This window comes from Streptomyces sp. NPDC024687 (assembly GCF_055559055.1).
The window spans coordinates 40235-64279 of record NZ_JBVHLJ010000019.1; the positions used below are offsets into that span (position 1 = coordinate 40235).

The window sequence follows — 24045 nt, forward strand, 5'->3', positions numbered from 1 at the left end:
GGTGTGCCTTGTCAGGGCCGGAAGGTGCGGCGATAGGTGTCGGGTGGGACCCCGACGCTGCGGTGGAAGTGGCGGCGCAGCGTGGTGGCGGTGCCCATGCCGGTGGCCGCGGCGATGGTGTCCACGGTGGCGTCGGTGGTCTCCAGCAGTTCCTGGGCGTGGCGGATGCGCTGGGTGTGGAGCCACTGCAGTGGTGTGGTGCCGGTGAGAGTTTTGAAGTGCCGAGCGAGGTGGCGTGAGCTCATACGGGCCCGGCGGGCCAGGTCCTCCACGGTGAGCGGTTGGTCCAGTCGCTGCAACGCCCAGGGGATGAGTTCGCTCAGGGGGTGGTTGCCGGGAGCGGGCAGGGGGGTCGCGATGAACTGGGCCTGGCCACCGTCGCGATGGGGTGGGACGACCAGACGCCGGGCGATCTTGTTGGCGTTGGCCGAGCCGTGGTCGAGGCGGACCAGGTGCAGGCACAGGTCCATGGCGGCGGCCTTGCCCGCGGAGGTGAGGACGTCTCCGTTGTCGACGTAGAGGACGTCCGGATCGACTGTGGCCGCGGGGTGGCGGCGGGCCAGTTCCCGGGTGTGAGCCCAATGTGTGGTGGCGCGCCGGCCGTCGAGCAGTCCTGCTGCGCCCAGAATGAACGCGCCTGTGCACAGGGAGGCCACGCGGGCGCCGGCCGCATGAGCGGCACGCACCGCGTCGACCAGTTCGCGGGGCGGTTCGTGATCCGTGTCGGCCCAGCTGGGGACGATCACCGTGTCCGCGTGCGCGAGGTGGTCGAGTCCGTGGTCGGGTTCGAGGCGGAAGCGGTCGACTCGGACCGGGCCGTTGCCGCAGAGGAAGAAGTCGTACCAGGGGTCGACGACGTGGGTGAGGTCGGACCCGAAGATCTCGACGGCCACGGCCAGTTCGTAGTGGAGCATGCCATCGGTGACGGCCAGTGCGACGGTGGGCATGTCCGAAACTGTACGCGGCATGTCGTTTCCGACACTCATGCGGAGCGCTGCCGCGAGGACAGGATGGGGGTGTCAGGCCGCAGCGGATCAGCATCGTGGCGGGTCTACGAATGTAGGGGAGCAGTCTCATGGGGTCAGGTCAGCTGGTTGCGGTCTTCGGGGCGTACGGTCACACGGGGCGGTTCGTGGTCGCGGAGCTGGCCGCGCGGGGGTACGTCCCGGTGCCGTCGGGGCGCAACGCGCGGGTGGTCGAGGAACTGGCCGGCGAACACGGGCTGGAGGCCCGGGTGGCGTCGGTCGGGGACCCGGCTTCGCTGGACCGTGCTCTGGCAGGAACGGTGGCGGTCATCAACTGCGCCGGGCCCTTCGCCTCGACCACCGGCCCCGTCATCGAGGCCGCGCTGCGCGCGGGCATCCCCTACCTGGACGTGGCCGCCGAGCTCGAGGCGAATCTCGACACCTTCACCCACTACCGCGAGCGAGCCCGGGACACGGGAGCGGTGATCGTTCCGGCCATGGCCTTCTTCGGCGGTCTGGGCGACCTGCTGGCCACCGCGGCGATGGGCGACTGGACCGAAGCCGACGAGGCCCACATCGCCTACGCGCTCAGCAACTGGCATCCCACCAACGGCACCCGGCTCTCGGGCGCGGTCTCACGCGAGCGGCGCGGTGACCATCGCCTGCGCTACCGCGGCGGACAGTGGGAGCACCGCACCGACCAGGCGCCCACCTTGGAGTGGACCTTCCCGAACCCGATGGGCCCCCGGCAGGTGATCGGGGAGTTCACGATGGCGGACGTCGTCACCGTCCCCCAGCACCTGTCCATTCCCGATGTGACCACCTACATGACCGCCGAGGCGGTCCGCGACATCGCCGCCCCCGACACACCGGCCCCGACCGCCACCGACAAGACCGGGCGCTCGGACCAGACCTTCCTCGTCGACGCCGTCGTACGCGCGGGCGGCGCCGAACGCCGGGCCACGGCCAGTGGCCAGGACATCTACGCCGTCACCGCACCCCTGGTCGCCGAGGCCCTCGAACGCGTCCTGACCGGCCGCATCCGGACCACCGGCGTCGCCTCCGCCGGGGAGATCTTCGACGCCCCGGACTTCCTGCGCGCGCTCGCCGCGCACATCACCCTCGACCTGGGCCCACAGAAGCAGCTCGCCTGACCTCGCCCCCGCCACCCGCGAGGCCGTCGTCTGCCGTGGAGAACAAGTACACGCCGCCAACACGCCCTGCCCGCGATCACCCGCCCACGCGGTCCGCCGATGCCCAAGGGCTGCCTGTGGCCCGGGACGCCTCTTGCCCTCTCCATCCCGAGGCGAGCCTCGTACTGTCCTACGGGATGCCGACCTACCGGGTTGGCAACCGAAAGCTCCATGTCGGGGTGTGGCAGCACGAGGTCTCGGTCTACGGGTGGGACAAGGACCGGGGCGCGGACTTCACCTCCCGCCATCCGGACCTCGTCAGCGGGAAGGGGACCATCCGGCTGCGCCCCCGAGATGCGGCGGACGTGACCGACGACGAGTTGGGCGATCTCATTCGCGCTGAGGTGGGACGACCGGGGCGTCGGCGTGCGGGGCAGGCTCCCGTCGGTGCACGCGGCGGGGCTGCCATGCGCGTATCCGACGGCCTACGGTGCGCCCGCGGACGCGGGGCGGCTGGGCGACGGTGAGACGGTTCTGGGCGTCAGGGGAGGGCATGGAACTGGGGGCCGTATGTGCTGTGAGTGCCGGGAATCTTGGTCTCCATCAGTCGTACGGCGGGCTCTTCCAGGGAGCGCATGGCGTGGATGGCCGCACCCAGGGAGCGGAAACCGCCGTCGCCCCAGGCGGCGTCGAGGGAGTTGAGCAAGGTGGTGTAGGTGGTGTCGAACCGGTGCAGGAGCTGCTGCACGGGCGCCGACGGGCGGGGCCAGCCGCCGGCCGGGACCCGGGCCATGGGACGTGTGTCGGGGAAGGGGACGGGCGGCCCGCTGAACGTCCAGCCCGCGTCGGTCTGTTGCAGTTGCCGGCCGTGGTAGATCTCGCCGAAGGCGTAGTAGTGGGCCGGGTGGTCGTCGGCGAAGGAGTCGGCCGGCGAGCTGCTCGTGCCTTCGCCCTGCTCCCTGATGATGTCGATGGAGCGCTCCACGTCCGGGAGGGTCTCGACCGGCCGCAGTTCGTCGGACCCGATGTGAGCGCTCAGCTGCCCGCGGGCAGACAACTGCGGGGCCACGGTCATGAAGCACTCCAGAACGGCGCCGTAGAAGGCGCCGATGGTGGGCGGGGCGCTGTCCCTGAGAGCGAGCGGTTCCTCGGGGGCTTCGACGGCCATCATCACGTCGTGCACGTAGGACCTGGTCAAACCCGACAGATACACGGTCACGCCGGCGCGTACGCCACCGGGCAGCGGGCCGGGGTAGGTGGGTGCCGCCGCCCTGATCCGGGGCCTGCCCCCCACGGCCACGAGCAGGTTGCACACCAGGCCCAGGTGGTACATCTCGTCGTCGATGATGCGCCGGATCAGTCGCGCGGCATCCGCGCCGCGGTCCCTGATGGACCACCAGCCGCACAGGTACGGCGGGATGGTGGACAGTTCCAGTCCCACGGCGACTTGTAGCGCCGACCTGAGCCAGTCGATGCCGCGGCCGGCCTCGGGCATGGCCAGCAGGCGCGCCACGGAATCGAGAGGCCCGGGGTCGGCCGGTCCGTCGTGGGAACCGGCGGCGGACGCCGGTGCGGCTGTCGCGGCCGTCACGGCGGCAGTGGCCAGGAACGTCCTGCGCTTGAACGGAGCCGTCGCCGGCCTCTCAGCATCTTCCCTCACGCCAGTCTTCCTCGCCTCGCAGTCGTGGCCCTGCCTCCGCCGCAGGCGTACGGGACCATAGATCAGCTGGCGAAGCTAGCAGTCATCACCGCAGATGAGAGGCGTGACGGGCAGACGTGGTGCCACGGCCACCCTGTCAGACCAATCCGATGAAAGCCCGGGAGGCAGCCCACCCGAGTCAGTAGCCCGGCCTCGCTGGGCAGCCCGAAGGCTCATGGCCGGATAGCGTGCAAACCCGCGCATCTGGCGGGCGATTCGCTTGGTCCGTGGTTCAGGTGGTGTGCGGCCAGGCGCGCATCAGAACGGCGATTCTCTTGGCCGTACATGCGGGATCAAGCAAGAGGTCGCGCAGGGCAACGGCGTCTTCGCGGCCGGGCTTTACCTGGATGCCGGAGGCTTCCAGATACATCACGCCGGTCGCGGCGGCGACGGCCATGTTCGACCACTCGAGCCAGCGGCAGCGGCCGAGGACGTGCACGAGGGCGGCCGCACGAGCATAGGGACCGTCGTAGACGGGAGTTTCCAGCAGCTCGGCCCGGTGGCCGGCGACAGCTGCCACCGGAACGCCGTAGTCGTCGGGGGCGGGATCTCCTGCGCCTGCCAGCTCGGCGACCTGGAGGATCCAGGGAACGTCGATGAGCAGGTCCATTACGCGGCGTGCGCCCCTGATGCGTGGTGATCCACGTCTTCCACCTCGTCGAATACCGACTGGTGCTCGTCGAGGAACCGCCTGGCAGCGTCCAGACCCCGCTGCTTCAGCCCTTCCGTGTCTTCCCGGACGAGGGCTGCAATGTAGTCGCCGAGGCTGAGGCCGCGATCAGCCGCACGGGCTTCAGCCAACGCCTTGACCTCACGATCAACACGCGCACCCAGCTGTGTCTTCGCCATAGCCTGATGGTAACAGCCGTTACCACGGGGGTCTCCTCGCGTCCGGCAGGGTTGCTCTCGTCGGTGCCGTCCGCTTCTCGGAGGAATGGGCCGACACGCGTGTCGGCCTACGAGCGGGCGGCCAGCACTGCCGCGAGGCCCTCTTGTAGATCTTTGACGAAGTACCCGGGAACCTCCAACGACGGGAAATGGCCTCCGCTTTCTGGCGCCCTCCATCGGACGATCTGCCGGTACCGCTCCTGTGCCCAGGGGCGTGGGGACTTCTCGATGTCGCGGGGATACATGGTGATCGCCGACGGGACGTCGACCCGAAGTCCGGGGTCCAGGGAGTTGTGGCTCTCGTAGTAGATGCGGGCCGCCGATGCGCCGGTCCGCGTCAGCCAGTACAGGGTGACGTCGTCGAGAACCCTGTCCATGGAAATCGTCTCGAACGGGCTGTCCTCGGTGTCCGACCACTCGGCGAACTTGTCGAGGATCCAGGCGAGCAACCCGACCGGTGAGTCGACGAGCGAGTAGCCGATGGTCTGCGGTCGGGTCGCCTGCTGCTTCGCGTACGCCGCGCGGTGATGCCAGAAATCGTGGGTTTCCTCGGTCCACCTGCGCTCGATCGCTGTCAGCCCGTCCGTCGTCAACCCGGGCGGTGCCTCGGCGAACGTTGTGTGGATGCCGAGAACGTGATCCGGGAACCTGCCGCCGAGAACCGTGGTGACATTTCCTCCCCAGTCGCCGCCGTGGGCGGTGAACCGGCTGTAACCGAGCCTTGCCATCAGTTCCACCCATGCGGCCGCGATCTTTTCGGTCCCCCACCCGGTGGTGGCCGGCTTGTCGCTGTAACCGAAGCCGGGTAGCGACGGGATCACGACGTGGAACGCCGGCGTGTCTGCATCCTTCGGATCCGTCAACTCGTCCACGACATCGATGAACTCGGCGATGCTGCCTGGCCAGCCGTGCGTCAGGATCAGGGGAGTGGCGTCTGCGCGCGCGGACCGGCGGTGCAGGAAGTGGATTCCCAGATCATCAATGGTCGTGCGGAACTGGCCGATCCGGTCAAGGCGCTCTTCGAACGACCGCCAGTTGTACCCGCTGCGCCAGTAGTTCACGACATCGGCGAGGTCGGCGAGAGGAACGCCCTGTTCCCATCGGTGAGGTCCGCGCCCGGCGTGACGAACCGTCTCGGCCTCCGGCAGCCGGGCTGCGGCCAGTCGCGCCCGCAGATCGTCGAGGTCGGCGTCGGTTGCGTGGGCTTCAAATGCTTGCACGTCGCTGGTTGGACGGGGCATGAGACCTCCTGGCCATCGTGGAACCGGCCGCGAACCCGGCGAACCGGCTTAGACGGTTCTACCATGCCTTCCTGTCGATATGGAACCTGCTAAGGTGGTTCCATGCGCTCTGGGTTTCCTGACTTCCGTCTCGGCAACGTGCTGGCGACCAGCTTCACGGGGACCCTGTCGGAGCGTTACGGCAATGCTGTGGAGCGCATTGCCACACCGCACCGACTCGTCGACTGGCTGGCGGTGAACGGCCTCGCCGTGGACTCCTGCACCCCGGCCCAGCTCGAACTCGCCCGGGAACTAAGGGAGTCCATTCACGCCGCTGCGACAGCGGCCGCGGTCCAGGACGCTCTTCCTGCGTCTGCTGTCCGAGTCATCAATGAGCGCAGCGCTCAGGGTCGAGCTGCGGCTGTCCTGACACCCGAGGGTGAGCGCCGATGGCTACTCGGCTCGGCTTCCTGCGTGGAAGACGCCCTCAGCGTGATCGCCGCCGACGCGATCAGCATCATCGCGGGCGAACGAGACGGAAAACTGGCTTTGTGCGCATCACCCACCTGCCAAGCCGCCTTCTTCGACACCAGTCAAAGCCGTACTCGCAAATGGTGCGACATGAACACCTGTGGGAATCGACAGAAGAAAGCGCGCTTCAATGCCAACCAGCGCAAGCAGCCCACGGAGTGATCGGTGCCCCGGCCCCGCACATCAGGGCGCCTCGCTGAACTCCGGGGGCAGGAGCTGCACCACCTCGGCGAACATGGGGTGACTGGTCTCGTCCTCGGACGGTCGACATCGTGGCCGTCTTGTCCGAGTGTCTGTCGTCATTCGGGTACTGGACGCCCGCTGGTGCGTCGTTAACTCCTGCCATCCCCACTTGGAACAGCACAGCCCCGGGGAAGTGCCGTGGACCGGCCGAGCGAAGATCCACCGCTGCTCGGCTCCTGCCGCCGAACTCTCAGTCGCCGCCACCAAGGCTGCGGATCATCCGGCTCCACAGGCGCGCCCGGCAGCGCCGAAAAGGCGCCGGCCTTCGCGTGCCAGCCGTGGAACACGCCCCGGAACACCGGGTGGGGTTCGTGCGGTAGAGGACCCCTCCATAAAGCCATTGTGCTCTCCTTCGCTGCTCCGTGACTGCGGACGTTACCGTTGACGTGACCGGTAACGTGACCGTTAACGGGATTCTTGCCCAAGGGTGCGGATCCCGTCAACGCCCCGCCGCCCACGGCCCGCGATCCGCCGCTGACCTCCTGGCGTGACGGCGTGACGGCGTGATGGCCCGGTGGGGCCGGTGAACCTGATTGACTTGGGCACAGGGCGGCACAGAAACAGAAGTGAGTGGGCAGCGTGGCCGGACAGCGGGAAACGGAAGACCAGCGGGCGCGGGGTGTGAGAGCCGTCAAGCGCGTCACGCTCCGCGACGTTGCTCAGGCGGCAGGCGTGTCCCATCAGACCGTGTCCCGAGCGATCAACGGCAAGGGGGAGATCGACCCGGGGACTCAGCAACGCGTGCTCGACGTCGCACGGCAGTTGCGGTACCGGCCCAGCCGGTTCGGCCGGGGGCTGGTCCGACCGGACGTCGTATCCGTCGGGCTCATCGTCCCGGACGTGGTCAACCCCTTCTTCCCGGAGTTCATGGCAGGAGTGATCGCGGCCGCGGACGAACGCGACTGGCAGGTGCTCGTGGCCAGCACCGAGAATGATCGGTCCCGCGAGTTGGCCCTGGTCCGCTCACTCGGCCAACAGGTTGACGCTCTTGTCGGCTACATCAGCCACACCGATGCGGAACTCGAGCCGTACGCCGGCGCCGTGCCACTGGTTCTGGTCGATCGCGGGCTGGACTCGTCGCACCACGCGTTGGTCCACATCGACACCGCGGCCGGATTCCGGGCCGGGGTGCAGCACCTCATCGACCGGGGGCACCGCCGGATCGGCCTCATCGACTGCGAGTGCCTGACCGCCCCGCTGGTGCGGCGCCGCACCTTCCTCGAAGTCGTCCGCGAACATGCGCTGCCCGTCGACGAGGGCTGGGTCGTCATGGGTGAGCAGTCCCCGGCAGGGGGCGCCGCGGCGTTCGAGGCGCTGCGCGCCGCGCACCCTGACCTCACCGCCGTGGTCGCCTTCAACGACCTGGTGGCGATGGGCGCGCTCCGGGCCGCCCGTCGGCTCGGCGTCCGGGTACCGGACGACTGCGCACTGGTCGGCTACGACGGGCTGAGCGTCGTCGATCTGGTCGACCCGCCCCTGACCACCGTCCACCTCGACAAGAGACGACTCGGTGAACTGGCCGTCCGCCAGGTCGACCAACTCCTCGCGGGCGAACTACCACCTCCTATCGTCCTGACACCGAGCTTGCATGTCCGCGGCACGACGTGACCTACCTTTGACCTCGATCCGTCAGGACAGTGGGACACCGAGCCAGTTCGTCCTCAGGCGGGGTGCCACCACCACTCGATGGAGAGAACGCCCCTCAGGGCCTGTATACCGACCTGGGCGGCGGCCTCGTAGGTGAAGAACCAAGTGCACCGCCTCGTCGACCGAGCCGCCGACGGTGATCAGCCCGTGGTGGCGCAGCAGGGTCGCCCGTTTGTCGCCCAGGCGGGGGCGAGGTGAGGAATGTCGGCGCAGGGCTGTTCGACGACTCGGCCGACGACCAGCGCGAGCAGATCGGTCGTGTCGGCAGTTCGTCCGACAGGCCGGTGCTGGTCGCGGGACGGTCGTAGATGTGGTGCTGGCGGGCCGGCTTGTCGAGGGCGCCGTGTGACCGTTCAGCCCGGGTGCCGCGGCTGAGGTCGGTGGCCACGGGTATCCGCCATCACATGTCCAGGCGCGTCCTGTGACAAGGACTGGTGGCCGGTACCGCCGGAGGGTCGCCATGACCCTCGGCGAGGAGTATCGAGCAGGGCGTCACCGGCCGACCCGGCTCACACGTCCCGGCGCGGGTCGTGCAGCGGCTGACCGGGCTGAGTGAGGCCCCTGCGAACAGTCGCGGGCGGCCAACTGGGCCATGCATTACGGCCAGGCCGCCGCCCTGCTCGGTGTGCTGCGCTCGATCATGGCCCGGGCGGGACTGTGCGGACCGGTCGCCTCGGCCGAGTTGGCCGTCGTACGGCTCACCAACGACCAGATCCTCGAGAACGCCACCGCCACCGCGCCGCCGCTGGCGCCCTTGCCGCCCGCGACGGCCTCGGACCCGGACAACGCACCACGCCGCGATCTGCACCGGCCCCGTCACGCCGACGTGGGCCCGCTGTTCCGCGAGAACGCTCACGGCCGGTAGCGCAACCGAGCTCGCTCTGCCGGGGCGTTCCACGGTGGTTGTGGCCGGATTTCGTCACCGGTGGGTCACAGGTCGGCGTGCAGGAGAACTGCCGGCTCCACGGTTCTGTCTGGTTCGACGGGGCGGCGAACAGCCGTGCTCCACACAACTGCGACTCGGGGACAACATGCGATACGTGAACGGAATGCGCGGCTCGGCGGTGGCGGTCGTGGTGGCTTCGGCGGCGCTGGCGATGGCGGGATGTCAGCCGGGCGGGGGCGCTGCGGACAGCGGAGACGGCGGCGTCACTCCGTCCGGGGCCGTCAGCTCGGCGGTTTCCTCCTCCACGCCCGGCGCCCCGAAGCCGAGCAGCTCCGCCTCCCGGCCCGCGACATCTGCGCCCGCCGCCTCCGCACGCCCGTCGTCCGCACCCGCTTCGAGCAGTGCGGCGGCGACCTGTTCTGCGGCCAGTCTGAAGGCGACCGCCCGTCAGGCCTCCGTGCGGCCATCCGGTACGGGGACCGGGGCGGCCGTCGTCGAGTTCACCAACGTGTCCGGACGGACGTGCGTCCTCAAGGGGCACTCCACTGTGGCCGGCGCCGCGAACGGTTCTCCCGAGATGAACGTGCCGCTCACCGTCAAGCCGGCCGGAGCCGCGGCGCCGGTGAAGGTGGCCCCCGGCGGCAAGGCATGGGTGAAGCTGACGTTTGTTCAGGTGCAGGGAGAGGCCGACGGATACTGCGAGTCCGGTTCGGCGCCCGTGGTCTATCCCACGATGGTCGTGGGGCTGCCGGGGTCCGGGGCGCATCAAGTGGCCCTGGACGACGGGCAGTTCGCCGAGTGCGACGACACCGTGACCGTCACCGCCGTATCGGCGGTCAGCCCTTCTTGACGATTCCAGCCACAGCACCGGCACCCGCAGAAGCTGATGCAGGTCGCCGCGGACGCGGCCGGAACCGTGTGGGACCGGGGTCAGTCCGGCGAAGCCCGCCAGCCGGTCGGCTGTGTCGGACGCTGCGATGAACTCGGCTCCCAGGCGGGGCCCATGCCGGTCAGCGTCTCGATCACCCTGGCTGCCAACCCGCCCGGCTTGGCGAGCAGTTCCCTGATGCCCGTGTCGATGAACGCGGTGTCCGCGGGGCTGCTGCCGCCACCGGCGAAGTGGCCCCAGATGCCCGGGATCACGCGGAGTTCGGCGCCCGGTATGTGGCTGACGGCCCACGCCTCGTCCTCCGGCGGGAAGTAGAGGTCCTTCTCCGCGGGCATGTCGAGCGTGGTCGCCCTGATGGAGCCCAGCGCGGCCTCGGTGTCCCCGTCGAAGCCGGGGGTGAGTCCGACGTCGCCGTTCTGCCAGGTCCACAGCATGGTGAGGAGGTTGTTGGGGTCGCGGCCGTCGAGGAAGAAGCCCTCCCAGAAGCCGACCAGGAAGTCCTCGAGGGAGGTGTAGCCGAGCTTCTCGTACTCCTTCTCCCAGTAGAACGCCTGCGAGAAGCCCCATCCCGCGTACACCCGGGCGAGCGCGCGCAGTCCGGTGGTCGGCCACTTGTCCTTGTCGTACCAGCCGCCGTCGAAGACCGCGTCGGCGGTCAGCGCTGCCTTGACGCCCTCCAGGAAGACCTTGTTGTGGGCGCTGGTGCGCGGCGAGCCGCAGAAGGGAGCGATCCGCTCGACCATCTCCGGGTGGCTGACGGCCCACTGGAAGGTCTGCCCGGCGCCCATCGACCAGCCGGTCACGAGCGCGAGTCTCTCGATGCCGAACTCCTCGGTGACCAGCTTGTACTGGGCCTCGATCTGGTCGTACACCGTGATGTGCGGGAAGCGGGCGCGGTCGTACGGTGGCGGGGTGTTGCTCGGTGAGGTGGACAGGCCGTTGCCGAGCATGTTGGGGACGATGATGAAGTACTCGGCCGGGTCGAGGGCCATGCCGGGGCCGATGAGCCACTCGTTGTCCCAGTGCCGGCCGGAGTACCAGGTGGGGTAGACGATCGCGTTGGACTTGTCGGCGTCGAGTTCGCCGTACGTGGTGTAGGCGAGGTGCGCGCCGCGCAGGGTGGCGCCGTGCTGGGTGGTGAAGTCGCCCAGCTGGAAGGTGAGATGGTCGCTCATGGGGCTGCCTTTCGGGAGGTACGGGTCGTTCAGGAGGTGACGGCGCACTGGCCGCGGTCGGCCTTTCTCGGGCCCTCGGCACTCGGCCGGATGTCGAAGTCGAAGATCGCCGTGGGCAGGTAGAGGGTGCTGCACGCGTTCGGGATGTCGACGACGCCGCTGATCCGGCCCTCGATCGGGGCGGAGCCGAGCAGGAGGTAGGCCTGCTCGCCGCTGTAGCCGAAGGTCATGAGGTAGTCGACGGCGTTGAGGCAGGCGTTCTTGTACGCCATCGTCGCGTCGAGGTAGTGGTTGGTGTCGGTCTCGTGGTCGACGGAGATGCCGACGAACGAGATGAACTCGGTGTATTGCGGCGCCACGTTGCCCGGCATGAAGATCGGGTTGGTGGTGACGCCGTACTTCTCCATGCCGCCCTTGATCAGGTCGACGTGCAGGTCGATGAAGCCGCCCATCTCGATGGCGCCGCAGAAGGTGATCTCGCCGTCGCCCTGGCTGAAGTGCAGGTCACCGCCGGAGAGCAGGGCGCCGGGGACGAGAACGGGGTAGAAGACCCGGGAGCCGCGGGTGAAGTTCTTGATGTCGTGGTTGCCGCCGTTCTCCCGGGCCGGGACGGTACGGGCGCCCCTCGGCGGCGATGCGCCTGCCGACCTCGCCGCTCGCCGTGCCGGCCAGGGCGTTGTCTGCGAGGGGCGGGAGCGCCAGGGCCGGCACCCAGTGCGGGTCCGTGTCGATGAGGGCCTGCTCACGGGCGTTCCAGCGGGCCAGCAGTTCGGCGGAGGGCGCGGTGCCGAAGAGGCCGGGATGGGTGATCCCGGTGTAGCGGACGCCGGGAATGTGCCGGGAGGTGGCCTGCTGGCCGTGGAAGTCCCAGACGGCCTTGTACGAGTCGGGGAAGCGGTCGGTGAGGAAGCCGCCGCCGTTGTCCTTGGCGAACACGCCGGTGTAGCCCCAGCCCTGACCCGAGCCCTCGCCCTCCGCCTGCGGTACGGGGCCCAGGTCGAGGATGTCCACGACGAGCAGGTCGCCGGGTTCGGCGCCCTCCACGGCGATGGGGCCGCTCAGCATGTGCGCGTGGGTGAGGTCGACGTCGCGGACGTCGTTGGCGGAGTCGTTGTTGCCGATCTGGTTGTCGGTCCAGTCGCGGCACTCGATGCGGAAGTCGGTGCCGGGCTTGACGGTGACGGCGGGCGGGATGTCGGGGTGCCAGCGGTTGTGGCCGGGCACTTTCTGGTCACGCATGGACAGGGCCTGGTCGACACTGAAGACGACTTCGGGCATGGACTGCCTCCGTAATCCGGTACTTCCGTGATCGGGTACTTCGCGGTGCGCCTGGGGGTCAGGGCTTGGGGAGTCCGGCCTGCCGGGGATCGGCCGACCGGGTCGGCCGACGGCGGGCGGGGGGTACGTCGGTGACGACCCGCGGCTCATGGGCGCTGGCCTCCTGGGCGTGCAGGGCGCGGGCCAGGGGAGTGGAGGTGCGGGCGAGCATCGGGGCGGTGAATACCCGGCGGGCCGGGCCTGCGCAGTTCCCGCACGGTTCCTCGGCGAGAGCCCGGCCCAGCGGCCGGATCACATCGAAGGGGCCGCAGCCCGCGCAGCGGTACTGGTATGTGGCCATGGGCTATCAACCTCCAAAAGCTTCGAGAAAAAAGTATTTTCTTCCGAAGCAATTGGACAGAGGTCGGGTGTTACGCGCAGGTGAAAAAGAACTCCCCGCGGGTCAGGGAAGTTGCTGCAGCACGTCCCACTGCAGCCCGTCGGCCGCCGCGAGGAAAACCCGCTGCTCAAGGTGGCGGTCGCGGACCTGGACCGTGCCGCGGGAGCTCTCGTACTCCAGTCCCTCGGCGGTCGCCTGGATGCGCCGCACATCCGTGTCACCCGCCCGGCGCAGCAACTCGGTGAGCATGCGCACGCCCTCGTATCACGACTCGCCGAGGCTGTTGAGTACCGGTGCGCCGGGGCCGAAGCGGCGGAAGTAGGCGGCGGCGAAGTCGAGCCCGGCCGCGGTCGGCAGGTCCTCGAAGTATCCGGCCGAGGTCATCAGGCCCCGGGTGTTCTCCGCCCCGGTGGCCAGCAGGACGTTCTCCTCGATCAGGGAACTGAACCGGATCAGGTCGCGGTCCAGCCCCGCCGCGGTGAAGGCGCGGTTGAAGAGGACGGCGTCCTGTCCGATCAGCAGCATCAGCACGGCTTCGCAGCCGCTTGCCGCCACGCGGGCGAGGACGGGCCCGAAGTCCTGGGTGCCCAGCGGCACATACATCTCGTCACAGACCTCGCCGCCCAGTTCGCGCAGATAGCGGTGGGCGGCGCGGGCCGACGAGCGGGGCCAGACGTAGTCGTCGCCGACGATCGTCCAGCGGCGGATGTCCAGTTCGCTCGCGAACCACCGCAGCGCGGGACGCAGTTGACGATTCGGTGTCTCGCCGGTGAGGAACACGCCAGGGGAGCGCTCGCCGCCTTCGTACAGCGCCGTGTAGACGTAGGGCACCCGGCCGTCGATCCGTGGGGCGACGACCTCGCGGACGGCGGAGATGTGCCAGCCGGCCACCGCGTCGACGACGCCTCCGGAGATCAGTGCGTCGATCTCCGTGGCCACCTGCTCGGGCGCCGCGCCGCCGTCGACGAGTACCAGGCGCACCTCGCGGCCCAGCACGCCCGCGTCGGCGTTGACCTCCTCGGCCGCGAGCTGGGCGCAGCACTCGCAGGAGGGGCCGAAGATGCCGGCCGGGCCCTGGAGCGGTATCACCAGTGCGTCACGGGCCCGGTTCGCCGGGGCGCCGAGCCGGACAGACGCCTTCTCGATCATGGGCGCTCACCCTAGCCATTGCTTGCTAAGAGAATATTTCACGCCGATAAGGAAAGGACTGTATCGTGGAATCACTCCACCCGTAGATCACGACGACTCTGGCAGGGCGATGACCACGACCACCCCGGCGGCCGTAGCCGAACTCGACCTCGCGCGAGCGCTCACCCTCGTCGAGCGCAGCGTCGTCCTACGGCTCGGTGAGGCGCTGAAGGCCGAGGGCGGCACGCTCGAGGAGTGGCGGGTGCTGTCGTTCCTGGGCGACGGCGAAGGCCGTGCCATGACCGAGATCGCCGAGTTCGCGCTGCTGTCCGCGCCCACCCTGACCAAGGTCGTCGACCGCATGGTCTCCCTGAATCTCGTCCTGCGCCGGGTGGACGACCAGGACCGGCGGCGCGTGCTGGTCTTCGCCTCCGAGCGGGGCAACGAGGCGCTGAGCCGCTGGACGGCGGCGGTCGAACAGGAGCAGGAGAGCATCGTGTCCGCTCTCGGCGCGGAGGAGACGGCCCTGTTGAGGGCATTGCTGCAGCGGGCCTCGCGACGCCTGGCCTGAGGAGTCACCGGTCGGCTAGTGCTGTGACCGCGTAGGTTCGCCGGGTTGGTGGTCGTGGCGGTTGGATGTGCGGTGACGTCCGATCCAACCGCTGGAGACGCGGTGGCTGAGCCTGTCCGTGTGCGCAGACTGACCGACCAGGAAGGTCAGCGGCTGCAGCAGATCGTGCGTCGTGGCAGCACGAGTTCGGTGCGATACCGGCGCGCGATGATGCTGCTGGCCTCGGCCGGCGGGAACCGCGTGCCGGTGATCGCGCAACTGGTGCAGGCCGACGAGGACACCGTCCGGGACGTGATCCACCGGTTCAACGAGATCGGCCTGGCCTGCCTGGACCCTCAATGGGCGGGAGGCCGTCCCCGCCAACTCAGCCCTGACGATGAGGACTTCGTCATCCAAACGGCCACCACCCGACCCGCCAAGCTCGGCCAGCCCTTCACTCTCTGGTCGATCCGCAAACTCGTCGCCTACCTGCGTAAAATCCACGGCCGGATCATCCGCATCGGCCGCGAAGCATTACGCTGCCTGCTCGCCCGCCGCGGCATCACCTTCCAGCGCACCAAGACCTGGAAGGAATCACCAGACCCCGAGCGCGACACCAAACTCGACCGCATCGAGCACGTCCTGGACCGCTTCCCGGACCGCGTCTTTGCCTTCGACGAGTTCGGCCCGCTCGGCATCCGCCCCATTGCGGGCTCTGGCTGGGCCGAGCAACGGCGTCCCGACCGGTTGCCCGCCACCTACCATCGCACCCACGGAGTCCGGTACTTCCACGGCTGCTACTCGGTCGGCGACGACCGCTTGTGGGGCGTCAACCGCCGCAAGAAGGGCGCCGCGAACACTCTCGCCGCGCTGAAATCGATCCGCGCCGCACGGCCCGACGGCGCCCCGATCTACGTGATCATGGACAACCTGTCCGCCCACAAGGGCGCCGACATCCGGCGCTGGGCGAAGAAGCACAAGGTCGAGTTGTGCTTCACCCCGACCTACGCCTCGTGGGCAAACCCGATCGAGGCACACTTTGGACCGCTGAGGCAGGTCACCATCGCCAACTCGAACCACCACAACCACACCGTGCAGACCCGCGCCCTGCACGCCTACCTGCGCTGGCGCAACGCCAACGCCCGCCACCCCGACGTGCTCGCCGCCCAGCGCAAGGAACGCGCCCGCATCCGAAGCGAGAGAGGCATCCGCTGGGGAGGCCGACCTCTTCCAGCAGCAGCTTGATCAGACAGGAACTTCAAATATGACTTCGAGGCCGTCTTCCTCGTCCCATTGCTCTCCGACCTCCACAAAGCCAAACCCCGAAATCGTGGCCAGGGATGCGGCGTTGTCAGGACTGATCGTCACCCGCACGGTCCCGACTCGGGCTTCGGCAACGGCCCGATGCACCAACGCGGTCAGCATCGCCCTGGCGTAGCCCTGACGACGGTAGACGGGGACCACCGAGTAACCGAGCTCCACCATCCCCGCCTCATCCGGCGGCCCATGGAACCCGGCATACCCCACGACGGCACCTTCCGGCTCGGCCACCACAATCTCAGTGAGCCACCCCGTGTAACCCGGGTCCGAGGTCAGCTGATTGACCCGATACTGCCACACCCACTTTGCCGTGTCGGTGACGAAGTACTCGGTGAGAGCGACACCTGCTTCGGCACTCGCGCGAGCCAGGTCGTCCTTCAGCAAGGCCCTCATGGTCGTGCTCGACAACTCAACAAATCGCACGGACTTCGGGCTCGTGGGTGCCGGGGTCCGGCGCTCGACTTTGTCTGTCACAGCTCGAATCGTCGTGGAGAGTCCAGGACGTGTCCAACTGTTTCCACAGTGGCTGATGCATGCCCCGACCAGATCGCGCCCCATCCACTCGTCCCTACCTGCGCCCCGGTGAACCTTCCCGGTCAGAGCACTAGAAGCCGGTGTCTTCGACTGCCTGGGGCCTGCAGTAGGTGGTACCTGCTGCTTCGGCCTTTGCTCGCCACCTGTGGCCTCCGACCTGCTCAAAGCGATGTGTTCACTCGTGAGGCACCGGCCCGGGTGCAGCACGACGCCCGCGTCGGCACGTGCGGGTCGATCGGCCCGACGGCACCGAGCGGCCGTATGCGAGCGGCGAAAGCCGAATCACGCCAGGGTGCCGGGTTCACCGCATGCACGCATCTCCTGCCGGCCTGTGTCGGGTTTGTGAAGGGCGCAGGTGCGGCACTCGGAATCAGAGCGGTGGGCTCAGTGAGGCGCATCGCGGGCCGGGCACGGCGCGGCAGTGAGCGGAGCAGAGGGCGATTGATGACGACGATCGGCGTTGAAGAAGAGTATCTGCTGGTTGATCCCGTCAGGGGCTTTCCGGTACCACTGGCCGACAAGGTTCGCATGGCAGCGGGCCTGGAGCCTCTCGTGGCCGATCAGGAGCTGCAGGGCGAGCTGCTGCAGGCGCAGGTGGAGGTGGCCACCCCGGTGTGCGGCTCTCTCGAGGAGGTCGCGGGGCACCTGCTGCGCCTGCGGCATGGTGTCGGGACGGCCGCGGAGGCGCATGGCTGCCGGATCGCGGCTTGTGGGACACCGCCGCTGCGCGACGACCATCCGGTGGCGGTCACCGACGAGGCTCGCTACCGGGCCATGCTCACCCAGGCACCTCAACTCGTGGCGGAGCAGCTGATCAATGGCATGCATGTACACGTCGCGGTACCCAGCCGTGCGGCGGGCGTGCAGGTCCTGAACCGGATCCGGCCCTGGCTGCCGACGCTGACGGCGATGTCGGCGAACTCTCCGCTGTGGGACGGCCACGACACCGGCTTCGCCAGCTGGCGCACCGTGATCTTCAGCCGTTGGCCGGTCAGCGGGGTGCCTCCGTACTTCCAGGACGAGGCCGACTACGACAGGCGGGTGAACCAGTTGCTGGAGAGCGGTCTGATCTCGGACACCGGCCAGTTGTACTGGCAGGCCCGCCTGTCGGAGCGGTACCCCACGGTCGAAGTGCGCTGTCTGGACGTTCAGCTGCGTGTGGACGACGCGGTCATGTTCGCCGGGATCGTCCGGGCCCTTGTGGAGACCGCCCTGGCCGAGGCAACCGCCGGCTCTCCTGCCCCGGACTGTGCCCCGGAACTGCTGCAGGCCGGCATGTGGCACGCGGCCCGTCATGGCCTGAGCGACACCTTGATCGACCCGAGCGGCAGTCGGCGCCGCGCCGGCGATGTGCTGTGCCAGCTCCTGTTCCATGTCGCCCCCGCACTCGATGCGGCAGGCGACGCCCGGGAGGTGGCTGGCTTGATCCACCGGCTCCTGCAGCACGGAACCGGAGCGGACCGGCAGCGGACCGCCCTCGCCGCCGGCGGTCCGGAGGCGGCCCTCGACCTGATCACCAGCGAGAGCACCACGCCGTGAGCGACGTATGGCGGGTGGTTGGTCGGCAGTCTGGTGGACGGCCATCGGCGCGGGACCCAAAGGGAAATGCGGGGGAGCGTCGTACGGAACCCACGCGGCGTTCCTGAACGCCTCCGCGTCCGCCTCGTGCCACGGGCTGTACTGGAATGAGACGGCACCATAGAGTCGAGGCCGCGGAGCGGGACCCCCCTTCTTGCTGACGATGCCGTCAGTGCCACCGGGGACCCCGTACTTCTTCTGGAAGGCACCGCCTTTTCGAAGCCCAGGCTCTTTCGGCGCCCCGTACCGCGCCTCGCGGGACGGGCCGTCATGTGGCCCACCGTGTCGCTTCGCCCGTCGGGGAGCCTTCGGAAAGTCTTGAATCGGGCTGGCTCGGATGATCAGCGGCGGGTAAGCAGGTGATCACGAGAACGCTGCGGGAGGGAGCGCACAGTGGCCGTCCGCTTCGGCATGCTGGGCACCATCGAGGCGTGGTGGGACGGTGTGCCGATGGACCTGGGGCACGCCCGACAGCGCAGGGTGCTCGGGGCGCTGCTCGCCGATCCAGGCCTGGTTGTCCCAGAGAGTCGCTGGCGCCGATGGGCGGTGACCGCGCGGGCTGGTTCAGCGGGGACCGGTGCGACCACTTCGGAGAATCCGGCGCCAAGGGAAGAACGGCATCCGCCCGTGACACAGGACGGCAGGTCCTGTCCTGGTTCACTGTGGCCCGCCAGGAGCCCCGAACCGCACGCCGGGGTTGCAACTCCGCCCTGACGCTGATGAGGATCTCCCGAAACGGAGAAGGGACGGCACGCATGGCGAACAGCGCACTTCTGGTGATGGACGTTCAACGGGATGTCGTGGCCATCGCCGACGACGGCTCCGGATATCTGCCGCGCTTGCGCCGCGCGATCGACGGTGCCCGGGCTGCTGGAATCCCTGTGATCTACGTGGTGATGGGGTTACGGCCGGGCGATCCGGAAGTCAGCCCCCGCAACAGGGTGATGACAAACGCCGTGCGGGCCGGGCTGTTCACCGAGGGGGCTCCTGGCACCGAGATCCATGACGACGTCGCGCCCCAGCAGGGCGACGTCGTGGTCACCAAGAGGCGGGGGAGCGCCTTCTCGGGCAGCGACCTCGACCTGGTGCTCAGGGCTCGCGATATCGACAGCCTCGTTCTCACCGGCATCGCCACCAGCGCCGTAGTCCTGTCCACGCTGTGGCGTGCCATCGACCTCGACTTCGGCCTCACCGTCCTGGCGGATGCCTGCCTCGACACCGACCCCGAGGTGCACCGGATGCTCACCGAAAGGCTGTTCCCGCAGTGGGCAGATGTCGTCACTGTCGAGGACTGGCTCAGGGCCATTGCACCGCAATAGCGGGAGGCCGATGTTCTCGTCCGCGGCTTCGACCAGTTCGGTGACGACCCTGGTCGCGAGCGAGTAGTGGACCTGGGCGCGATCTGCAGGTCGGAGCGCGGTGCCCTCCTGGTCGCCGTGGGCCTGGTGCACGCACATGGTGCCGGGGGCTGATCCGCCCTACCGCTCGGGTGATGCGTCACGCCTGCTGGCTCAGATGGCGCAGTTTGTGCTCGTACAGTTCTGCTCTGCCGGGTCGAGGCCCAGGCCGGTGAAGCGACCTGCCAGTTCCAGGGAGAGGATGCCGTGCAGGCGGGGCCAGAAGAACAGGGTGCTGCCATGGGCAGCCGCTGAACTTGCGTAAGTCGACGATCGCAAGTCGCGCTGCACGGTACGGGGGAGTGACCTTCCCAACGAGCCGGTGTAGCCGGCTACACCATCCACAGCCCGCCCGCCCGCCAGCCGCCGGGCCGCGTACTTCGCGGCGTCCCTCCTCTGTCCGGACGCACGCTGCGGCGCCGGCCTCCGCTCCCATGCGGGGCGCGCCGCAAGCGCGTCAGCCGTCGGCGGCAGGGGGCGCCCACGCCGATTCGGGGTCCAGCGGCAGGTCGGGCCGGTCGCGCTTGAACGCCTCGGCCTGGGCCTCGACCTTCGGCAGAGCGTGATCGGGCGCGCCGAAGCCGCGGAACAGGGTCGCGCAGTACTCACGGGACAGGAAGGGCGCGTCCCACGGTCCGTCCGGTTTGACCCACTGGTACGTGTGGTTGTGGAGATTGAGGAACTGCAAGGTGGCCAGCCCCGGCGCGAGTTCACGGAAGGTCCCCTGGTCGACAGCCTCGGCGAGCAGCCCCGAGATCAAGTCCTCGAAGTCCGAACGCTGACCGAGCAAGGTCTTCAACTCAGGGCCGCTCAGGCTGCGGTAGTCGTGCTCGTAGACCCAGATGTGGTCGAGCCTGCGGAAGATGATCGTCAGCAGGGACTCCGACAACAGGCGCAGCCGTAGGAGGGGATCGGTGTCGAGCTCCGCGATCTGCCGGGTCCGGGACAGGAGCGGGCCCATCACCCGTGACTGGATCTCGACGAGCAGCTTCTCTTTGGAGCCGATGTAGTAGTACAGGGCTCCCTTGGCCAGTCCGACTGCCCGGCCCAGGTCGTTGACGGAGGTCGCCGCGTACCCCTGCCGGGCGAACAGCTCCGCCGCGACGTCGATGATCTTCTGTCGTCTGATCTCGAAGCCCGGTCCGTGGCCCGGCGGTCGTGGCATGGGTGCTCTCTCCGCTCGGTGTGACGAAGTATCAGTGAAGCCGACGCCCGGGACCGTCGGACGGCTTCCGTACATCCGGGGGGACTGCGGACATCTCCCCGTTCGTTGGACCAAACGGTACGTGAAAAGACGGAGCTCAGGGGCTCCGGACTCCCGAGCGGCCTGCTCCTGGCGGGCCCGGCAGCGACATGCGCGAGGACGCCACTGGCATCACTGCGAGGGACCGACGAGACAGAGGGCGCGGTGCCCTGGTTCCGACTGTGTCGGCCACCAGACCGCTTGACCGCCGGGACGCACGGATCAGCGGCTCCGGCACTGCGGACGTGACCGTACCGCGCACCTGGTCGTGGTGCGCGGAACGGTCACGTCCGCAGACGGGTCAGCGGGGCTCGCGGACCACGGCGACGCCTCCCGGCGGGACGGTGACGGTTCCGGTGACCGGTGTGCCGGTGAGGAGTTCGACGCCTTCGGCAGGTGCTTCGGCGCCCTTGCCGGTGTGGTCGATGAGGAACAGGTAGTCGGCCTCCGGGCCGCGGCGCCGGACGACCTCGATCCCGGCGGGTGCGTCGTGTTCCGGTGTGACGCCGGCCTCCTGACGGATGCGGTCGAGCAGGGCGGCGAGCGTGTCCCGGTCGGGGTGGGTGCCCAGATACCAGGCGGTGCCGTCGCCGTGCCGGTGGCGGGTGACGGCGGGGTGGCCGGCCAGTGGGCCGTCGGCGTGGGAGGCGACGGCCTGGGCGCCGGTGAGCCGGATGCGTTCCGACCACAGGTCGGCCGTGGCGCCCGACGCCACGTCGCCGGTCAGGCCGGTCGTCTCACCCGGCAGCAGGGGGAAGAGCTCGTCGGTAACCACGCCGAGGACGTCGCGGAAGGCTCCGGGGTAACCGCCCAGGTACACATGGGTGTTCTCGTCGACCATGCCGCTGTGGAAGCCGACGGCCAGCGTGCCCCCGCGCTCGGCGAACCCGGCGAGATTCGCCGCGGCCGCCTCCGCGACCAGGTACAGCGAGGGTGCCAAAACCAGTCTGTAGCGGTCGAGTTCGGGGTCGCCGGGGCGTACGAAGTCGACGGCGACGCCTGCCCGCCACAGGGGGGTGTACCAGTCCCGTACCAGGTCCTGGTAGCGCAGTTCACCGCTGGGCTGGGAGGGCAGTTCCAGGGCCCAGCGGGCGTCCCAGTCCCATACGATCGCCACCTGCGCCGTGCTGGTGGAGTCCCGCACCTCGGCCAACGCCCGCAGGTCTGCGCCCAGTTGTACGACGTCCCGCCAGATCTGGCTGTCGGTTCCGGCGTGCGGCAGCATCGCAGAGTGCCACTGTTCGGCGCCCGCCTTCGCCGCCCGCCACTGGAAGAACGCGATGCCGTCGGCACCGTGTGCCACGTGCGCGAGGGCGTTGCGGCGCATCTCTCCGGGCCCCTTGGCCCGGTTGACGGGCTGCCAGTTGACGGCGCCGGTCGAGTGCTCCATGAGGAACCACGGTCCGCCCGCGAGCGAACGCATCAGATCGCCGTGAAGCGCGATGTCGACCTCGGCCTCCGGGTCGTCGGACAGCAGGTAGTGGTCGTTGGAAAGGATGTCCAGCTCCGGTGCCCAGCGCCAGTAGTCGAGAGCGTCGATGGTGCGCAGGACCAGGAAGTTGGTGGTCGCGGGGGTGTCCGGAGCTGCCCGGCGCAACACGTCGCGCTCGGCGGTGCACAGGGAGAGCAGTTCGTCGGAGCAGAAGCGGCGCCAGTCGAGTTGGTGGGTGGGGTTCGGAGGAGCAGCGGTGGTGCGGGGCGGCAGGATCTGGTCCCACGTGTAGTACCACTGGCTCCAGAACGCGGTCCCCCAGGCGTGGTTGAGGGCGTCCAGGTCGTCGCCGTAGCGGGCCCGCAGCCAGGTGCGGAAGGCGGCGGCGCTGGTGTCGCAGTAGCAGGCGTCGTTGTGGCAGCCGTACTCGTTGTGCACGTGCCACATGGCGACGGCCGGGTGGTCGGCGTAGCGCTCGGCGAGCGCCCCGGCGATCCGCAGTGCCGCTCGGCGGTAGGCCGGGCTGTTGGGACAGAACGTCTGGCGGCTGCCGTACGACAGTCTTCTGCCGTCCCTGTCGACCGGCAGAGCTTCCGGGTACGTGTGGAAGAACCAGGCCGGCGGCGCCGCCGTCGGTGTCGCCAGGTCGGCGGCGATGCCGTTCTCCTGGAGCAGGTCGAGGATCTTGTCCATGCGGGCGAAGTCGTAGACGCCCTCGGCCGGTTCGAGCAGGGCCCAGGAGAAGATGCCGACGCTGACCATGGTCACCCCGGCCTCGCGCATGAGGCGCATGTCCTCGGCCCATACCTCCTCGGGCCACTGCTCGGGGTTGTAGTCACCCCCGTAGGCGATTCCAGGAATGCGAAGACGGCGTGCGGTACTCACTGGTGGTGCTCCGGGAGGGGTGTAGGGGAGGCAGGGGAGGGGCAAGTGGGCCTGGGTCAGCCCTTGTTGGCGCCCAGCGTGAGGCCGCTGACGAACTGCCGCTGCAGCGCGAAGTAGACGATCAGGGTGGGGATCGCGGTGAGCAGGGCGCCTGCGGCTACCAGGTTGGGGTCGGTGAAGTACTGGCCGGAGAGGTTGTTCAGCGCCGAGGTGATCGGCATGTTCTCGCCGGTGGAGATCAGCACGATGGCCCAGAAGAAGTCGTTGTAGATCCAGATGGACAGCAACGTCGCCAGAGCCGCCATCGCGGGCTTGCACAGCGGCAGCACGATCTGCCAGTACAGGCGCCAGACGGAGGCGCCGTCCACGAGGGCGGCCTCGGTCAGTTCGTGCGGGAGCGAGCGCATGTAATTGGCGAGCACGAAGGCGCAGAAGCCGGACTGGAAGGCGACGTGGATGAGGACCAGGCCGAGCGCGGAGTCGTAGAGCTTGCCGCTCATGGTGATGCCGGGCAGGTCGATGAGCAGGTACATGCGGTACAGCGGGGTGATGATGACCTGCTGGGGCAGCAGGTTGCCGGCGGTGAAGACCAGCAGCAGGAACAGGTTGACGCGGAAGTCGAAGCGGCTGACGTAGAAGGCGACCATCGACGACAGCAGCAGGGTGACCAGCACGGCCGGGACCGCGATGAGCAGCGTGTTGCCGAAGTAGTGCAGCATGTCGGACTGCTCGAACGCGTTGGTGAAGTTGTCGAGGCTCAGTTTGTCAGGCCAGGACACATAGCCCTTCTGGCTGGTCTCGGCGTAGGGCCTCAGCGCTGAAAAGGCAGCCCACAGGAGAGGGGCCAGCCAGGCGAGGGCCGTCACGACCAGGAAGGTGTGCAGCAGGATGCGGGCGGGACGGACGGGGGTGCGCTGCTTGGTCACCAGGGCGGTGCTCATGCCTGCCGTTCCTTCCGGAAGGTGGCGATCAGGTAGGGGATGATGACCGCGAGGGAGATGACCAGCAGGACCACGGCGATCGCCGAGCCGTAGCCGATCCGGCT

The 24045-nt window shown here is 68.8% G+C and carries 23 protein-coding genes and 3 pseudogenes; 9 read left to right on the plus strand and 17 right to left on the minus strand.

Annotation, left to right across the window (positions count from 1 at the left end; all coding sequences use genetic code 11):
• Positions 1–11: 11 nt before the first annotated feature.
• Positions 12–947, minus strand: a complete 936-nt coding sequence (locus tag ACZ39I_RS40720; RefSeq protein ID WP_403661140.1) for a helix-turn-helix domain-containing protein — start codon at positions 945–947, stop codon at positions 12–14.
• Between the two features lie 128 nt (positions 948–1075).
• Here ACZ39I_RS40720 and ACZ39I_RS40725 point away from each other — a divergent pair, with 128 nt between their 5' ends.
• A complete protein-coding gene (locus ACZ39I_RS40725) occupies positions 1076–2119 on the plus strand; it encodes a saccharopine dehydrogenase family protein (protein WP_467250670.1) in 1044 nt (347 codons plus the stop codon).
• A 520-nt stretch (positions 2120–2639) separates the two neighbouring features.
• Here the strand turns inward: ACZ39I_RS40725 and ACZ39I_RS40730 are convergent.
• The 4 genes from ACZ39I_RS40730 to ACZ39I_RS40745 form a co-directional block, all read right to left on the minus strand.
• Positions 2640–3758 carry a ferritin-like domain-containing protein gene (locus ACZ39I_RS40730; protein WP_467250671.1) on the minus strand — a complete coding sequence of 373 codons (1119 nt, stop codon included), beginning with the start codon at positions 3756–3758 and terminating at the stop codon, positions 2640–2642.
• A gap of 271 nt (positions 3759–4029) precedes the next feature.
• Positions 4030–4407, minus strand: a complete 378-nt coding sequence (locus tag ACZ39I_RS40735; RefSeq protein ID WP_467250673.1) for a fic family toxin-antitoxin system, toxin component — start codon at positions 4405–4407, stop codon at positions 4030–4032.
• Positions 4407–4646, minus strand: coding sequence for a hypothetical protein (locus tag ACZ39I_RS40740; protein WP_403661065.1), 240 nt, complete (start codon positions 4644–4646; stop codon positions 4407–4409). Before ACZ39I_RS40740 ends, ACZ39I_RS40735 begins: the two co-directional genes overlap by 1 nt.
• A 107-nt stretch (positions 4647–4753) precedes the next feature.
• Positions 4754–5926, minus strand: a complete 1173-nt coding sequence (locus ACZ39I_RS40745) for an epoxide hydrolase family protein (protein WP_467250675.1) — start codon at positions 5924–5926, stop codon at positions 4754–4756.
• A gap of 102 nt (positions 5927–6028) precedes the next feature.
• On the opposite strand from ACZ39I_RS40745, the gene ACZ39I_RS40750 reads away from it, so the two are divergent.
• A complete protein-coding gene (locus tag ACZ39I_RS40750) occupies positions 6029–6598 on the plus strand; it encodes a CGNR zinc finger domain-containing protein (RefSeq protein WP_467250677.1) in 570 nt (189 codons plus the stop codon).
• Positions 6599–7249: 651 nt separating this feature from the next.
• Complete coding sequence (locus ACZ39I_RS40755) at positions 7250–8287, plus strand: LacI family DNA-binding transcriptional regulator (RefSeq protein ID WP_451476289.1); 1038 nt, start codon at positions 7250–7252, stop codon at positions 8285–8287.
• A gap of 21 nt (positions 8288–8308) precedes the next feature.
• Here ACZ39I_RS40755 and ACZ39I_RS40760 read toward each other — a convergent pair whose 3' ends face one another.
• Entirely contained in the window at positions 8309–8539 is a 231-nt protein-coding gene (locus tag ACZ39I_RS40760; protein WP_467250706.1) for a class II aldolase/adducin family protein, read from the minus strand.
• A 379-nt stretch (positions 8540–8918) separates the two neighbouring features.
• On the opposite strand from ACZ39I_RS40760, the gene ACZ39I_RS40765 reads away from it, so the two are divergent.
• Both ACZ39I_RS40765 and ACZ39I_RS40770 read left to right on the plus strand, forming a co-directional pair.
• Positions 8919–9191: a hypothetical protein gene (locus tag ACZ39I_RS40765; protein WP_467250679.1), complete on the plus strand. Its 273-nt coding sequence runs from the start codon at positions 8919–8921 to the stop codon at positions 9189–9191.
• A 166-nt stretch (positions 9192–9357) separates the two neighbouring features.
• A complete protein-coding gene (locus ACZ39I_RS40770; protein ID WP_467250681.1) occupies positions 9358–10062 on the plus strand; it encodes a DUF4232 domain-containing protein in 705 nt (234 codons plus the stop codon).
• A gap of 80 nt (positions 10063–10142) precedes the next feature.
• On the opposite strand, the gene ACZ39I_RS40775 is transcribed toward ACZ39I_RS40770, so the two are convergent.
• The 5 genes and pseudogenes from ACZ39I_RS40775 to ACZ39I_RS40795 form a co-directional block, all read right to left on the minus strand.
• On the minus strand, positions 10143–11276 hold the full coding sequence (locus ACZ39I_RS40775; protein WP_467250683.1) for an alpha/beta fold hydrolase: 1134 nt from the start codon (positions 11274–11276) through the stop codon (positions 10143–10145).
• Positions 11277–11305: 29 nt separating this feature from the next.
• Positions 11306–12554: pseudogene (gene fmdA, locus ACZ39I_RS40780) on the minus strand (formamidase).
• A 58-nt stretch (positions 12555–12612) separates the two neighbouring features.
• On the minus strand, positions 12613–12894 hold the full coding sequence (locus ACZ39I_RS40785; RefSeq protein ID WP_467250685.1) for a zinc ribbon domain-containing protein: 282 nt from the start codon (positions 12892–12894) through the stop codon (positions 12613–12615).
• A 102-nt stretch (positions 12895–12996) separates the two neighbouring features.
• Complete coding sequence (locus ACZ39I_RS40790; protein ID WP_467250687.1) at positions 12997–13182, minus strand: hypothetical protein; 186 nt, start codon at positions 13180–13182, stop codon at positions 12997–12999.
• Between the two features lie 15 nt (positions 13183–13197).
• Positions 13198–14082, minus strand: coding sequence for a substrate-binding domain-containing protein (locus ACZ39I_RS40795; RefSeq protein WP_467250688.1), 885 nt, complete (start codon positions 14080–14082; stop codon positions 13198–13200).
• A 109-nt stretch (positions 14083–14191) separates the two neighbouring features.
• On the opposite strand from ACZ39I_RS40795, the gene ACZ39I_RS40800 reads away from it, so the two are divergent.
• Both ACZ39I_RS40800 and ACZ39I_RS40805 read left to right on the plus strand, forming a co-directional pair.
• A complete protein-coding gene (locus ACZ39I_RS40800) occupies positions 14192–14632 on the plus strand; it encodes a MarR family winged helix-turn-helix transcriptional regulator (protein ID WP_467250690.1) in 441 nt (146 codons plus the stop codon).
• A 102-nt stretch (positions 14633–14734) separates the two neighbouring features.
• Positions 14735–15856 carry an IS630 family transposase gene (locus tag ACZ39I_RS40805; protein WP_467250692.1) on the plus strand — a complete coding sequence of 374 codons (1122 nt, stop codon included), beginning with the start codon at positions 14735–14737 and terminating at the stop codon, positions 15854–15856.
• On the opposite strand, the gene ACZ39I_RS40810 is transcribed toward ACZ39I_RS40805, so the two are convergent.
• Entirely contained in the window at positions 15857–16324 is a 468-nt protein-coding gene (locus tag ACZ39I_RS40810; RefSeq protein WP_067444711.1) for a GNAT family N-acetyltransferase, read from the minus strand. It lies immediately after the preceding gene.
• A gap of 585 nt (positions 16325–16909) precedes the next feature.
• Between ACZ39I_RS40810 and ACZ39I_RS40815 the strand changes: the two genes are divergently transcribed.
• Both ACZ39I_RS40815 and ACZ39I_RS40820 read left to right on the plus strand, forming a co-directional pair.
• Positions 16910–18004, plus strand: a complete 1095-nt coding sequence (locus ACZ39I_RS40815; protein WP_467250694.1) for a carboxylate-amine ligase — start codon at positions 16910–16912, stop codon at positions 18002–18004.
• Positions 18005–18798: 794 nt separating this feature from the next.
• Positions 18799–19362, plus strand: coding sequence for a cysteine hydrolase family protein (locus tag ACZ39I_RS40820; RefSeq protein WP_467250696.1), 564 nt, complete (start codon positions 18799–18801; stop codon positions 19360–19362).
• Positions 19363–19540: 178 nt separating this feature from the next.
• Here ACZ39I_RS40820 and ACZ39I_RS40825 read toward each other — a convergent pair.
• The 5 genes and pseudogenes from ACZ39I_RS40825 to ACZ39I_RS40845 all read right to left on the minus strand — a co-directional run.
• Positions 19541–19671, minus strand: a pseudogene (locus ACZ39I_RS40825) (TetR/AcrR family transcriptional regulator); the annotation flags it as partial.
• A gap of 226 nt (positions 19672–19897) precedes the next feature.
• Positions 19898–20605, minus strand: coding sequence for a TetR/AcrR family transcriptional regulator (locus ACZ39I_RS40830; protein WP_467250698.1), 708 nt, complete (start codon positions 20603–20605; stop codon positions 19898–19900).
• Between the two features lie 379 nt (positions 20606–20984).
• The gene (locus tag ACZ39I_RS40835; protein ID WP_467250700.1) at positions 20985–23000 is read right to left on the minus strand and encodes a beta-galactosidase; all 2016 of its coding nucleotides are present in this window, start codon (positions 22998–23000) and stop codon (positions 20985–20987) included.
• A 56-nt stretch (positions 23001–23056) separates the two neighbouring features.
• A complete protein-coding gene (locus ACZ39I_RS40840; protein ID WP_467250702.1) occupies positions 23057–23941 on the minus strand; it encodes a carbohydrate ABC transporter permease in 885 nt (294 codons plus the stop codon).
• Positions 23938–24045, minus strand: a pseudogene (locus ACZ39I_RS40845) (sugar ABC transporter permease); the annotation flags it as partial. The gene ACZ39I_RS40840 and the pseudogene ACZ39I_RS40845, both read right to left, overlap by 4 nt.

Excerpts from the sequence above, each read along its gene's own strand:
- ACZ39I_RS40830 (WP_467250698.1), bottom strand. The coding sequence starts at position 20,605 with ATGCCACGACCGCCGGGCCACGGACCGGGCTTCGAGATCAGACGACAG.
- ACZ39I_RS40775 (WP_467250683.1), bottom strand. The coding sequence starts at position 11,276 with ATGAGCGACCATCTCACCTTCCAGCTGGGCGACTTCACCACCCAGCAC.
- ACZ39I_RS40785 (WP_467250685.1), bottom strand. The coding sequence starts at position 12,894 with ATGGCCACATACCAGTACCGCTGCGCGGGCTGCGGCCCCTTCGATGTG.
- ACZ39I_RS40765 (WP_467250679.1), top strand. The coding sequence starts at position 8,919 with ATGCATTACGGCCAGGCCGCCGCCCTGCTCGGTGTGCTGCGCTCGATC.
- ACZ39I_RS40840 (WP_467250702.1), bottom strand. The coding sequence starts at position 23,941 with ATGAGCACCGCCCTGGTGACCAAGCAGCGCACCCCCGTCCGTCCCGCC.
- ACZ39I_RS40815 (WP_467250694.1), top strand. The coding sequence starts at position 16,910 with ATGACGACGATCGGCGTTGAAGAAGAGTATCTGCTGGTTGATCCCGTC.
- ACZ39I_RS40770 (WP_467250681.1), top strand. The coding sequence starts at position 9,358 with ATGCGATACGTGAACGGAATGCGCGGCTCGGCGGTGGCGGTCGTGGTG.
- ACZ39I_RS40820 (WP_467250696.1), top strand. The coding sequence starts at position 18,799 with ATGGCGAACAGCGCACTTCTGGTGATGGACGTTCAACGGGATGTCGTG.
- ACZ39I_RS40720 (WP_403661140.1), bottom strand. The coding sequence starts at position 947 with ATGCCCACCGTCGCACTGGCCGTCACCGATGGCATGCTCCACTACGAA.
- ACZ39I_RS40745 (WP_467250675.1), bottom strand. The coding sequence starts at position 5,926 with ATGCCCCGTCCAACCAGCGACGTGCAAGCATTTGAAGCCCACGCAACC.
- ACZ39I_RS40790 (WP_467250687.1), bottom strand. The coding sequence starts at position 13,182 with ATGCTCACCGAGTTGCTGCGCCGGGCGGGTGACACGGATGTGCGGCGC.
- ACZ39I_RS40810 (WP_067444711.1), bottom strand. The coding sequence starts at position 16,324 with ATGAGGGCCTTGCTGAAGGACGACCTGGCTCGCGCGAGTGCCGAAGCA.
- ACZ39I_RS40795 (WP_467250688.1), bottom strand. The coding sequence starts at position 14,082 with ATGATCGAGAAGGCGTCTGTCCGGCTCGGCGCCCCGGCGAACCGGGCC.
- ACZ39I_RS40750 (WP_467250677.1), top strand. The coding sequence starts at position 6,029 with ATGCGCTCTGGGTTTCCTGACTTCCGTCTCGGCAACGTGCTGGCGACC.
- ACZ39I_RS40725 (WP_467250670.1), top strand. The coding sequence starts at position 1,076 with ATGGGGTCAGGTCAGCTGGTTGCGGTCTTCGGGGCGTACGGTCACACG.
- ACZ39I_RS40740 (WP_403661065.1), bottom strand. The coding sequence starts at position 4,646 with ATGGCGAAGACACAGCTGGGTGCGCGTGTTGATCGTGAGGTCAAGGCG.
- ACZ39I_RS40735 (WP_467250673.1), bottom strand. The coding sequence starts at position 4,407 with ATGGACCTGCTCATCGACGTTCCCTGGATCCTCCAGGTCGCCGAGCTG.
- ACZ39I_RS40800 (WP_467250690.1), top strand. The coding sequence starts at position 14,192 with ATGACCACGACCACCCCGGCGGCCGTAGCCGAACTCGACCTCGCGCGA.